Source organism: Collinsella sp. AF08-23 (genome assembly GCF_003479805.1).
Lineage (GTDB): Bacteria > Actinomycetota > Coriobacteriia > Coriobacteriales > Coriobacteriaceae > Collinsella.
The window spans coordinates 22,010-35,352 of record NZ_QUHV01000018.1 but is presented as its reverse complement, the minus strand read 5'-3'; the positions used below and the strand labels follow the sequence as shown (position 1 = coordinate 35,352).

Here is a 13,343-nt window from a genome sequence, read left to right as displayed (position 1 = left end):
TCCTCTCGTAGATTTGTTCAAGAAGGTGTTGCCACATCAGCACAACCTCATTCCCGAGTGGAACGAGCTCATCTACCGTGGACGTATGGAGGCCGCCGCCGAACGCCTCGCGCTCACCTCACCCCTGCCCGAGTTCACGAGCCGCGTATGCCCGGCCCTGTGCGAGGCGGCGTGCAACCTCGGGACCGTCGACGGCCAGCCCGTCACGATCCACGACAACGAGCGCGCCATCTCCGACTGGGAGTGGGAGCACGGCGGCCCCGCACGCTTCCCCGCCCCTGGCAGGAACGCGCCGCGCGTCACCGTCGTGGGATCCGGCCCCGCCGGGCTCGCGGCGGCGTGGGACCTCGCCCGGCGCGGCGCGCGCGTGACCATCGTGGAGCGCGATGACCGAGCCGGCGGTCTGCTCATGTACGGAATCCCCAACATGAAGCTCGAAAAGTCGATCGTCCAGCGCCGTGTGGACCTCATGGAGTCGCTGGGCATTGAATTCCGGCTGGGCGTCGACGCCTCTCGCGCAGACGTCGCCGAGGGGCTGCTCGAAGAGTCGGACGCCGTCATCCTCGCATGCGGGGCGCGTACGCCGCGCCCCCTGGCATCCCCGGGCGCCGATGCGGCGGGTGTCGTATACGCCGTCGACTACCTCGAGGCGGCGACCCGCGCGGTACTCGCGGGCGATACGGACTCGAGCGTCATATCGGCACGCGGTCTCGACGTCGTCGTGATCGGCGGCGGCGACACTGGCAACGACTGCGTGGGCACCGCCGTGCGCCAGGGAGCGCAATCAGTGCGCCAGCTCGAGTTCCTGCCGGAGCCGCCCGCATGCCCGCGCGAGGGCAATGGCTGGCCGCAATGGCCCAACGTGAAGAAGACCGACTACGGGCAGCAAGAGGCCATCGAACTCATGGGCGCCGAGATGCGCACGTGGGCTGCCGACACGATCGAGGTTCTCACGGACGAACGGGGCGGCGTGCGCGGGCTGCTCGTCGCCAACCTCGATTGGAGCGACGGCACCCCCCGCCGTATCGAGGGATCCGAGCATGAGATCCCGGCACAGCTGGTGCTCATCGCCTGCGGGTTCACCGGACCGGAGACGAGCACGTTCGACGCCTTCGGCGCGCTCGTCTCCGACCAGGGGCGCGCCCTGACCGTCATGGAGGGGGCTTCCCACCGTTGCGCCCCCAAGACGCAGGGCGCGCCGGGGGCCGCGGTCTTCGCCTGCGGCGATGCACGCACCGGCTCCTCACTGGTAGTCAACGCCATCGCCGACGCCCTGGCCTGTGCAGACGAGGTCGCCCGCGAGCTCGCGCTGTAGCCTCAGCTCGCGACCTCAGAAAAGTGCCTGTCCCCTTTCTGAGAGGTTGCACGTAGAACAGGATATCGTCGTAGGTGGGAACGGGCCAGTAGTCGGCGGCGACGATCTCCTCCATCGCGTCCACGGCGCGGCGCGCCTCGCGCACCATGGTGGTCGCCTCGATGTTCATGAGCTTGTTGTACTTCTCGCTCGTGATACCCGAGAGCGGCTGGAACCAGTGCGCGTAGTGCGTGGCGCCGTGCAGCAGCGCCCATTCCTTCATGGCGTGCGTCACGGCGTTCGCCACATCGAGGTCGAGCGACTCGCCCTCCTCGATGGTCTTGGCGAGCCTCTTGTACACGTCCTTGGGCAGCCACCGCTTCATCTCGTCCTCGGAGAAGACCATGGTTCCAAAACGCTCGGTAAGATCAGCCATAGGGCGCTCCCTTTCATAGGTCAAAAAGCCGCGGCGCCGCGGCGCCGCCCCGAGATGGTCGGTCGATACAGACGCGCCCCGCGCTGCCTCGCGCCAGGCGCTACACCTCGCTCCCCGGTGCGATCGCAGCGGGAAGCATGCAGCTAGGCATAGCGGAGCCATCCTCAAACAACAATTGACAACACGGTTGGAACTCAAATCTTCCGCCGGCGTACGCCCTTTGGGCGGACGGGCCTTCAAAAGTAAAAGGCCCCGCCGCTCCATGCGACGGGGCCTTCACGCTTGGTCCTTTATCCGTGGGCATCCGCATACCGGCTTCACAAGCCGGCAGCCGGCACCGCGGGCATGACGTCCTAGCGCTTGCGGCGCGCTGCAGCGATTGCCGCGGCACCCAGCGCCGTGAACACCACGGCGAGGGATGCGGGGTCGCCGGTCTGGGCCAGACCGTTCGAGAACCCTGCTCCACCGCCCGATGCAGCGTTGCCGCCGGCATTGTTTCCACCGGCGCTACCACCGTTGCCGTCGGCGTTACCGCCGCCGTTGCCGCCGGTATCGGGATCGGGGCTCGGCTCGGGCTCGGGTTCGGGCTCGGGCTCGGGTTCGGGCTCGGGCGCCGGATGCTCCTTGAGGTTCGCGATGGAGGCGAGCAGCTCGTCGTAGGCGGCCTTCAGCGCCTCGGCGTCATCCGACCCCGCGTCGAGCAGCGCCTGCGCCGCGTTGCGGGCGGCAGCGAAACGCGTCCACGCCTCGGGCTCGTACTCGTCCTCGGCCAGGCCCTTGCTCTCCTCCAGAACCTTGCGGATCATTTCGGCATAGTCCACACCCGGCTCGGGTTTGGCGGGATGGTCCGCCAGATTCTCGAGCGCATCCACCAGCTTCTCGTACGCCGCCTTCAGAGCGCTCTCGTCTGCCGAGTCGTCGTCGAGCAGCTTCTGAGCCGCATCGCGGGCCTCGGCGAACTGCTTCCAAGCAGCCGCCTCGTACTCGGACTCGACCAGGTTCTTGTTCGCATCCAACAGGTCGCGAATCTTGCCCGCGTAGTCAACGGCGGGCTCCTGGGCGCCCTCGTACGTGAACACGAGGGATGCCGGCAGGGATGTGGCGCCGCTGTCGCTGCTCGCCACGAGCTTGACGGAGTACACGCCGTCCTTCACCAGGCCGGACAGCATGACCGACGCGGTGTCGACCGCCGCGCTCTTCACGCCGTTCACGTATACGTGATAGCGCGTAGCGCCCTCGACGGCGTTCCACGAAAGCACGGCCTCGCCCTTCGTCTCGCTCGGCTGCACCGCCAGGCCCGTGGGGGCTTCAAGGGCATCCTCGGATGCGACGGGCAGGGTGTCGACCGCGCCCTCGATACGCTTGATAACGCGGCCCGCCTCGTTGCGTGCATCGACACGCACGACGTAGGACGTCTCGGGATCGAGGCCGCTCACGCGCGCGAGCGCGCCGTCGACCACGATATCGGACAGGGCGTCGCCCGTGGGCGCGCCCTCGGCATCGGCTGCAAAGACGCGCACCCGATACGTCGCGGCATCCTTAACGGCGTCCCAGCTCGCGCACACCGCGCGCGATTCGATCGCGGGAAATGCCAGATGCGCCTCGGTGTCAAACTCGATGGAAGCATCGTCGATCAAAACGAGCTGCTCGCGCGCTTCCTTCAGCGATGCGGCGCGCTCGGCGGCCGTCTCGCTCGTGGCGTTCACGTCGTTCATGACCTTCACCGCAGCATCGAGCGCCTTGCTATAGACGTCCCAGCTCTCAGCGGTGTAGGCGCCCTCGAGCAGACCCGCTCCCGCCTCGATCTGCGCCTGCAGCTCGATCTTGTTTGCCGCGTCGCTCGGCGCGATGATCTCGAACCAGTCGACGTTCGACTTGCTCTGGCCGGCGCCCGCGCGCGCGACGGAGGTGAGCTTGATGGTGTGCTCGCCGTTCTTGAGGTCGAGCTTCTCGAAGACCTTCACGTTCTTCTGGTCATTGCCGCCCAGCGATAGGGCCTCGTTCACCACGGCGCCGTCGATCTCGACCTTGAAGGCCACGTTATCGTTGTTCAACGCCGAGTACACGCGGATGCCCGTGCCCTCGAAGCGCAGGCTCACCGAATCGCCCAGGTTGTTGCTCTCGCCCTTGGAGCCGCCGTGGTGACCGGCCTCGCCCCAGCTGTACCAGCCACCCGTCCAGGTGAGGTGCTCATCATCGTTCAGGGTGCCCTTTGCATCCACGGGAGGCGTGCCCTTGCAGTCCTCGACCGCGGTGGACACGGTCCCGGCAGGAGCCAGGGTCACATCGAGCGAGCCGGATATGTCGCCGCACGCAGCCGTGACCGTAAGCACGCCCTCGCCGCTCGCCGCGAGCAGACCGTCCTCGGAGATGGTGCCCGTGGCGGAACCGCTCTTCGTGGCAACCGACCACGCGATGTCCTGCACGCGCGCGTCGGCAGGCTTCACGTCCGCGACCATCTGGAGCGTCGAGCCGTCTTTTGCCAGCAGCGTCATGCCGTTCTCCGAACGCACGGTCACGCCCGTCACCGGCTTGGCAGACGTATCGATCACGTTGAATGCATCGAGCTCCACCTTGGCCAGGGACGACGAGGCGTTCTTGGTGCCCGTCGCGCGCAGCACGATCGTGTGCACGCCGGGCTCGAGACCCGTCTTGGAGTAGACGGTCTTCTGGCGCACGCTCGTCGCGGAGTAGGTGTCGACCCGCTCTGCCACGACCTTGCCGTCGATGGTCACCTCGTAGTAGCCGCGGTCGTAGTTCGTCACCGTGACGACCTCGATGCCCGTTCCGCGGAACGTGAGGCTCGCGGTCTCGGTGCCGGTCGGATTCTGCAGGTACTTGATGGTGTCACCGTAGTTGCCGTCAGTGCTGTTGTTCCAATTGGCCCAAGCGCCGCTGTAGATCACATGCGGGTCTTGGTCGTCGACGCGGCCGAGCACCTCGCACACGGCGGGCGCCTCGGGCAGCGCGACTGCTTCGCTGGCGGGACCGCGCAGGCCGTTAAGAATCGCCTGGACGCGGTACTCAACCGTTCCAAAGCCCGCGGGGCAGGCCTCGTCCGCGAACGTGGTCGTGGACACGCTGTTGCCCACGGCCGTCCAGTCGCCGCCGTCGACGCGGCGCTCGACGGTATAGAGGGCGCCCTCCGCCACGGCATCCCAGGTTACCGTAGCCTCGCCCTCGCCCGTTGCGGCGACGGCGACGTTCTGCGGCACGGCGGGGCGCTCGACAGCGGGAATCTGGGCGATCCGGTACGTACCGCCAGCGGTGGTATCGAAGCTGATGCGATCGGCGGAGAGCGCCGCGAACGCCACGGGGGCGCCCGTGCCATCCGTCACGGTGGCGAGCGCGGCATCGGGCACGTTCACCGTGGCCACGCCGCCGTTGTTCGACGTGATATCGGCCGTGACCAGCGCACCGGAAGCCCACGTCATCGCGACCTCGAAGTCGCCGCGTGCCACCAGGCCCGATACGCTACCGTGATCCCACTCGCTCGGCAGGGCAGGCAGCAGGTCGATGTAGCCGTTGGAGCTCTGCAGCAGCATCTCGGCGATACCGGAGGTCGCACCGAAGTTGCCGTCGATCTGGAACGGCGGATGGGTGTCCCACAGATTGGGATAGATACCGCTGTTGAACAGGTCGCCGATCAACTTGAGCGCACGGTCGCCGTCGCGCAGGTGCGCCCACGTGTTGATACGCTGGCCCATGCCCCAGCCCGTGCTGGAATCGGTGCGCAGGTTCATGGACGTGTGCGCCGCCTGGAACCACTCGGGCGTGTCCTGGGACACGAGCGTTCCGGGGAACAGGCCGAGCATATGCGAGAGATGGCGGTGGCCATAGCCCTCGCCCAAGGTGTTGCCATCAGCGTCCTTGTTGTACGCGTCCTCGATGTACCACTCCTTGATCTGGCCGTCCGAACCGATTTCGATGGGCGTGCGCAGGTTGTCGAAACGGTCCTGCCATACGGCGAGCACCGCCTCATCCTCGCCCACCAGCTTGCCGGCCTCGATGGCATCGTGGAAGAGCTGCCACACGAGCACCTGCTCGTAGGTGTTCGTCGCCGTACGCGGACCCTGCTCGGGCGAGTACGCCGGAGACGAGATGTACTTGCCGTTCTCGTCCTTGATGAGCGTCTTGCTGTACAGCTGGGCCTCTTCGCGCAGGGCGGGGTAGATGTCGTTCTTCAGGAGCTCGAGGTCGCCGCTGTAGCGGTAGGCATCGTAGGTGTTCTGAAGGATCCAGGGCACAGCAGCGGGCGACCAGCCCCATTGGAAGGACCAGCCGGGGCAGGTCCAGCCGAACGGGGTGTTCTGCGTATGGGCCATGAAGCCCTGCCCCTGGGTGTCGCCCTCGGGAGTCTCGACGCCTGCATACACGGCGGCGGTCACGCGACCGGGCTCGCGCAGGGAATCCACGTAGGATAGCAGCGGCGTGGCGCACTCGGCGAGGTTCGTGGAGTACGTGGGCCAGTAGTTCATCTGCAGGTTGACGTTCATGTGGTAGTCGGACGCCCACTGCGGGTTGTTGACGTTGTTCCACACGCCCTGCAGGTTACTGGGCAGCTGCGAGTCCTCGCGGGAAGAACCCAGCGTGAGATAGCGGCCGTATTGGAACAGCATGGTCTCGAGCTGACGGCGCTCGGCCGTGGTCGCGGTCTTATTGCGATACGCGGTGAGCAGGTCGTCGGTGGCGCGCTCGGACACCACGCCGTCAAAGCCCAGGTCGAGGTCCACGCGGTTCATGAGCGCGGAGAAGTCCTCGACGTGGTCGGCACGGACGGCGTCGTAGCCGCGCGCCACGGCGTCGTCCGCCGTCTTCTGCACGCGCGCCAGGAGCTCGGCATCGGATTCACCGGTGCGATAGACCGGATAATCATTCCTGTAATCCGTCGCCGCTGCAACGTAGAACGTAAGGTCGTCGGCACCCGAGACCACGAGCTTGTCGCCCTGGGCCTTCACGTTGCCGCCGTTTGCCACCACCTTGAGCACGGAAGCGTACTTGAGCTGGTTATCCTGCACCGCACCGGTCATGGTGATCTGGTTGCCCGATGCGCTGACCTTGGCGCCCGCCTGCTTGGACGGGAAGGTGATCTCGACGTTGACGCCTGCCTTGCCGCTCGCCTCGAGACGGCCTACGACGACCTTGTCGGGATGGCTGGCGAAGAACTCGCGCGCGATGTGCCGGCCGCCCGCATCGAACTCGACGCCCGCGATACCGGTCGTAAGATCCAGCGAGCGCTCGTAATCGGACGCGGAGCCATTGCCCAGGTCGGTGTACTTCAAGTAGATGTCGCCCCAGGCCTGATAGGCGCCGTAGCCTTCCTGGTCACCGATGAGCTGGTCGCACATATTGGCGGCCTCGGTGTTCTTGCCCTCGGAGAAGAGCTGCTGGATGCGCTTGATCGTAGCGCCGTTGGCACCCTTCGAGACGTTGTTGCCGCCGTTGTAGTTCTTGCGGGAATCACTCGGACCACCGGTCCACAGCGTCTTCTCATTAAAGGTGAGGTGCTCGGTCTGCACCTCGCCGTACACGTTCGCGCCCATGTCGCCGTTGCCGATGGGCAGCGTGCGCTTCTGCCACACATCGCCCGCTGCATCGCCGGCGGCCGACGCGGCTTCGTCATAGCGAAGCCTCAAGGGGTTGCCGACGGTCACGGCATTCACCGTGACGTCGGACGCGTCGGCATTGCGAGACGCTGCCCAACCGACACCCGGAAGCGCCACGGTCGCCGCTAGGATCACCGCGGTCGCCGCCTTCAGGGGAAACTTCGCCCCCTTAATCATTCGTGTCATCTTCATGACCCTGTCCAACCTTTCGCTCCCCCAGCTGCTTGAGGCAGGGGGCTCTGAATAAAAAGCGGGGGAAAGCGCGGTTGCGCCCTCCCCCGTTGCATGATCGTCGTTTAGCGACGACGGCGGCGGGCTGCAGCGATGGCTGTGGCACCACCCATGGCGATGACGGCGGCAATGCCGGCGGGATCACCCGTCTGCGCCAGGCCACCGCCCGCACCGGGCTTGTCGCCCGCGGCGGGTTTGTCACCGGTAGCCGGCTTGTCGGAGGGGTTCTCCAGCAGGCCCTTCACAGCCGCGTTCAGCTCGTTGAAAGCATCCTTGAGCTGCTCGTCGGTAGCCGATCCGCTGCCGAGCAAAGCCTGCGCGGCGTCGCGGGCGGCGACGAAGCGGTCCCAGGCCTCGGGCTTGTAATCAGACTCGACCAGGTTCGCGTTGTTCGCCAGCAGCTCCTTGAGCTTGCCGGCGTAGTTGACGCCAGGCTCGGGCTCCGGTTCGGGCTCGGGCTCGGGTTCGGGCTCGGGCTCGGGCTCGGCGGCCTTCTCGACGCGAACGTCGAACACAGCCGTCTTGCCCTCGTAGGCAACGGTTACCTCGAGCGCGGCGGCTTCCTCGGCGAAAGCCTCGTCCAGACCCGGCGTGAACGCGAACGCCGCAGCAGTATCGGCGCCGTACTCAACATCGACGGCGTCTCCATTGGAGTAGCTCAGCATCAGCACCAAGCCTGCGGGCTCGAGCTTCTCGCCGACCTTGTACGTGGTCTTCGAGGGAGCCGATTTGATGGCGATGCCCTCGAGCACGGGCTCGGCAACCTTGATCTCGAAGGTGCGCTCGACAGAGCCGGCGTACTTGCCCATACCCTTGACGGTCACCTTGCCGGTGCCGGCAGCGGTGTTGTCGGCGAACTCGAGCGTGTAATCCACGCCGTTCTCCAAGGTCTTCTCGCCATGCTTGACCACGACGGATACCACGGAGGCATCCACGGGATGCTCGGCGTCGACACGGTCGACGGTAACGGAAGCGGGAACCTCGATGGAGACGGCATCGCTGGCGATGTCGGTCGTCGTGCTCTTCGCCTTCGTCAAGCGCAGCTCGGCGGCGCTCAGGAACGCATTGTTACGGCCGCCGTCGGCATAGGTGGCCGTAGCCTGCAGGCGGAAGTACTTGGCCGTCACGGGCTTGGCGAGCTGGAGCAGCTTCCAATCGCGCGTGTAGTCGGCATCCTCGGGAGAAAGCCAGGTTGCGGTTCCGGCGTCCTTCCAGGTCTTGCCGTCCTCGCTGTACTGGAGCTTGGCGCCGAACAAGGTGCCGTTGTGGCTACCGCTGCTGGCAGGACGCGGCAGATAGCGCAGACCGTCGATGGCGGTGGGCTCCTCGAGCTCCATGGTTACCCACAGGTTGTCGAGCGTGGTCGCGGTCCAGTGGGAGTGATAGTAGGTTTCGTTGTTCTTATCGAAGGCGAAGGACAGCGGACCCTCGTTGCCCGAAGCGGGCTCATGCACGCTGCCGGTCTCCGTATTGACGATCTTGTCGACCGGATAGTCGCGCGAATCGTCGGCGGGATCCATCGTCTCGGGGGCACCGAGGTTGACGGTGAAGGTACTGCGGGTCTTGTGGTCCTCGGACTCGATGATGATCAGGACCTTGTCGTCGTGCGCGGGGAGCACGGTCACGGCGGCGTTATCGGCGGCGACCGGCTCGACCTTAGCGGTCTCGGCGGGCGTGTTATAGCCACCCTGCTTCAGGGCGGAGTCCGGCACGGCGGTGCCGTTCACCTTGAGCGAGGCGAGCTTCGCGGTCGCGTTCGTCACGAAGCTACCCTGAGCGGTATTCAGCTCGACCTCGGTGATCGCGGTGCAGGGCTTTGCAGTAGTGCCGGTCTGCACGTCGGCGTTCGTCACCGTCATGCGGACGAAGGTCGCCGTGACGGGAGCGAAGTCATAAGTGTAGAGGCGAGCATTGCCCTGGGCATCCGCGCGCGTCTCGGTAACGGTCAGCGGCGTCCAATCCTTACCGTTCTCAGACACCTCGAACTTCGTCGCGTTGTCATCGGGGAAGCGAGCGGACCAGCTGTCCTTGGCAAAGGTCACCTTGAACTGGCCGAAACGCTGCTGAGTTGCATATTCGAAGGTAACCTGCGCGGTCTTGTTGCCATCCTGAGAATAATCATAGTTGGACCACAGCGTGGGATTTGCACCGCCGCCGGTATTCGCACCGGGCTCGGTCTTGCCGTCTACGATCGCCATCAGCGTATCGCTCTGCTTGCCCTCGGGCACGCTCTGCGTAATCTTCATCGCATCCTTGGCGATGTTGCCGCCGATGGTGATGGTCTCCTCCTGGACGCGGATCGAAGCGGTAACGGTGACATCTTTGCCGAACACGTTGGACGTGCCGGCAAGCATCACGGTGCCCGCCTTGTCGTACGCGCCGTCCTCGGCAGCGCTCCACGTCACCGGGAAATTGGCGTTGAGCACGGTGCCGTCCGCCATAACGGCCGGGAGGCTATCGGGCAGCACGGGCTCGGCGCCCTTGCTCACGGTGGTGGAGTAGTTGAGCAGCGCAGCGATATCGTCGACGACCGTGACCACGGCGGTAGCGCGAACGGGCGTATCGGCGACCGTACCGCTTACGGTGAAGCTGCCGGGGGTCGCCAGCTTATCAGCAGGAACGTTATCCCAGGTAACAGCCTTGTTCTCAGACGCGCCGTCGCTATAGCGCACCTGAACGGCGGCGGGAAGCTCGAGCGCGGAGCCCGTCTTCACGTAGTGGTAGCGCGCGAAGTACAGGCTGTCGGCCGTCTTCGCCTCGGGAGCATCCGAGGAGGCGGCGACGGGGATCGTGATGGTGGTGGACTCGAGGCCATCGGCGCTCACCGTAACGGTGGCATCGCCAGCCTTCTCGCCCGCGCGCACGATACCCACCAGCTGGCCGGAGAACGCATCGCGGTTGTCATCGCGATAAGACTGATGGTCGGGCGAGCTGCCGTTGTCGATGCCGGCGAGGCTACCCGAGCCGGTCACCTTGAACGTCACGTTGTTGGTCGCGTTGGGAATGACGTTGCCCTCGGCATCGGTCACGCTCACGGTAACGTATGCGAGGTCGGTACCGTTCGCGGTCATGCCCTCGCGATTGACCTCGGCCTTGAGCTTCGCGGCCTTGCCGGTGGTGGTCACGCTCTGGCGACCCTGCCACGTCGAGGTGTCGATCTTCTCGCCCTTGGCGTTGTATGCCTCGGCGGTGATGGTGCCGTCGGCATAGGGGACCTTCCAGGTGAGGTACAGGTTGCGATGGATATCGTTACCGGTGTAGGCGCCATCGCCCTCGTAGATCTGATAGGAAACGCCGCCCTCGGTGGTCTTGGTCGTGAAGGCCTTCTTACCCAGCGACTGGCGCTCGGTGGAACCCTTCGGCGTGAAGAACAGCTCGACGGCTGCTGCATCGGTGTACACCGCGACATCGACCTTGTTCTGGCCGTCCTTCTTCACCACATCACTGTTCCATGCGGGCAGCATGTGCAGGGTGTTGACGTCCTCGTTCCACAGGCTCTGATACAGATAGTAGGAGTCCTTGGGAAGGCCGGCGGTATCGATGATGCCGAAGTAGGAGTTCTTCGGAGACGGCCAGGTGCCCTTGGCACCGGAGTCCGTACCGTTCCACGGCGTGGGCTCGCCCAGGTAATCGAAGCCGGTCCACACGTACTCGCCGGACATGAAGTCGCGGGTGAGCACATCGTACCAAGCCTTCGAGGCCACGTGGCCCCAGCCGACCGCGCTGTAATCGTAAGCGGTGAGCTGCTGGGCGCTGCCATCCTGACCATGCGTGTTGTAGATGCCGCGGCTGTTGATGGCGGAAGCGGTCTCGGAACCGATCAAGATCCAATCGCTATGCTCGCGATGAGCCTTGTCATACACGTTGCCGTCGGCGTAGTTGAGGCCGACGATGCCCTTGGCGTTCGCGATGCCCTGCGGGTTCAGCGTGGTGCTGCCATTGTTCTTGTACTGGTTGTCGCCCGTGGTGACGGGGCGCGTGGTATCGACGGCCTTGACCCAATCGATCAGGTTCTGCTGCACCTGGTTGAAGTTGGAGATGCCACCGGTACCCTCGGTCATCTCGTTACCGATGGACCACATGATGATCGCGGGCGCGTTGTAGTCGCGCGCGATGCTCTGCTCGAGATCGAACTGCGCCCAGGTCTTGTCCGCGGAGGCGCCGATGAGCTCGGACTCACCCATGGCCTTGTTGAAGAAGCGAGCGTAGTCCTTGGAGTTGCCGTTCTTCTGCGACGTCCAGCCATCGAAGAACTCGAGGTCGAGCAGCATGCCCTGCTCGTTGCAGATCTCGACCAACTCGCGGGCCGGCGTGTTGTGCGATGTGCGGATGGAGTTGCAGCCCATCTCCTTCAGGAGCTTCACCTGGCGCTCGAGCGCATCGCGCGTCGAGACGGAGCCCAGGGCGCCCTGGTCGTGATGCATGCACACGCCCTTGATCTTCATGGACTCGCCGTTGAGCGAGAAGCCCTTGGCGGCGTCGAACTTGAAGAAGCGGTAGCCGAAATCGGTATCGTAGGTGTCGATAACCTTGTCGCCCATCTTTACCTGCGTGCGCACGGTGTAGAGCACCGGGCTATCCGTGCCCCACAGCTCGGGCTTGGTCGCTGTGAGGTCGGCCTCGACGGCCTTCGTCTCGCCAGCGGCAACCGTGACCTGCGTGGTCTGGGTGCCGATGGCCTGCTCGACGCTCTCACCGCGCTTGAACACGGTCTGGACGAGGGTCACCGCGGCCTCGGACTTGCCCGCGTTGGCAACGGAGGTCTTCAGATGCGTGGTGACGTTGCCGCCCTTCTGGGACTCCAGCTGCGGGGTGGTCACCTGAACGCCGTCCTTGGCAACGTGGACGGGGTCGGTCACGACCAGGTCGACGTCGCGGCCCATACCGGAACCGGAGTACCAGCGGGACGACGGGATCTGGTTGTTCACGCGAACGGCGATGACATTCTGCTCGCCCACCTTGAGATAGGGCGTGAGATCGAAGGAGAAGGGCGTGTAACCGTACGGATGGCTGCCCAGCTCCTGGCCGTTGATGTAAACGGTCGCGTCCATGTAGACGCCGTCGAAGTCGATGCGGACCTGCTTGCCGGCAAGGTCGTTGCCCACCTCGAAGGATTTGCGGTACCAGCCGATACCGCCCGGCTTGTAGGCGCTCTCCGCCTCGCCGGTCTTGGTGTAATCCTGGTCGATGCTGTAATCATGCGGCAGGTCGACGACATCCCACGAGGAATCGTCGAACGCCTCGGTGTTTGCACCCGAGACCTCGCCCAACTTGAACTTCCAGTTCTCGTTGAACCCCTGCACGCGCTGAGCCGGATCGGTCACGCTGTTGATGTAGACGACCTCGGGCTTGGAACTCATCTGCGTCGTCGACTGCGAACGCAGCGAGGGACCCAGCCCCGCCGCGACCGCCGACACCGCAGGAGCGCCACGCGCCAAAGCGCCCACCAGCGCCGCGCACAGCACGCGCTTCGTACGCGTACGGTGCGCTCCCTTCCCGGGGCGGCTTTGGGTGTGCAATGTACTCATGCAACCTCCTTCTATCGTCGACCCGATGTCGACGCATAGCTTCGCCATATATGAGGTACAGCATGTCAGTTTTATACCGTCCGCTTCCCGGCGGAGCCGCCAGCGTGCGCCATCGAACGGTGAACGGTTATGCGGGGCAAGATTGGCATTACACACAAAATACCAGTTAGATTATGGTGAGCACAGCGGCAATCAAAGCTGGCTGCGCGCGGCATCCTTCGTAACCAATATATATCGTGGATGCCCCT

At 65.0% G+C, this 13,343-nt stretch carries 4 protein-coding genes; 1 reads left to right on the top strand and 3 read right to left on the bottom strand.

Going from position 1 to position 13,343, the window contains the following annotated elements; all coding sequences use genetic code 11:
* Window positions 1-1,315 (top strand): glutamate synthase subunit beta (locus DWV48_RS08835; RefSeq protein WP_147352857.1); only part of this gene is annotated, 1,315 nt, incomplete at its 5' end.
* Here the strand turns inward: DWV48_RS08835 and DWV48_RS09535 are convergent.
* From DWV48_RS09535 to DWV48_RS08820, 3 genes are all read right to left on the bottom strand, one after another.
* The gene (locus DWV48_RS09535; RefSeq protein WP_369834854.1) at window positions 1,254-1,730 is read right to left on the bottom strand and encodes a glutamine synthetase III; all 477 of its coding nucleotides are present in this window, start codon (window positions 1,728-1,730) and stop codon (window positions 1,254-1,256) included. The two genes, DWV48_RS08835 and DWV48_RS09535, sit on opposite strands and share 62 nt — an antisense overlap.
* Before the next feature lie 353 nt (window positions 1,731-2,083).
* Window positions 2,084-7,528 carry a glycoside hydrolase N-terminal domain-containing protein gene (locus tag DWV48_RS08825; RefSeq protein WP_118654428.1) on the bottom strand — a complete coding sequence of 1,815 codons (5,445 nt, stop codon included), beginning with the start codon at window positions 7,526-7,528 and terminating at the stop codon, window positions 2,084-2,086.
* 104 nt (window positions 7,529-7,632) lie between these two features.
* The gene (locus tag DWV48_RS08820; RefSeq protein WP_118654427.1) at window positions 7,633-13,095 is read right to left on the bottom strand and encodes a sugar-binding domain-containing protein; all 5,463 of its coding nucleotides are present in this window, start codon (window positions 13,093-13,095) and stop codon (window positions 7,633-7,635) included.
* Window positions 13,096-13,343: the final 248 nt, after the last annotated feature.

Excerpts from the sequence above, each read along its gene's own strand:
- DWV48_RS09535 (WP_369834854.1), bottom strand. The coding sequence starts at position 1,730 with ATGGCTGATCTTACCGAGCGTTTTGGAACCATGGTCTTCTCCGAGGAC.
- DWV48_RS08820 (WP_118654427.1), bottom strand. The coding sequence starts at position 13,095 with ATGAGTACATTGCACACCCAAAGCCGCCCCGGGAAGGGAGCGCACCGT.
- DWV48_RS08825 (WP_118654428.1), bottom strand. The coding sequence starts at position 7,528 with ATGAAGATGACACGAATGATTAAGGGGGCGAAGTTTCCCCTGAAGGCG.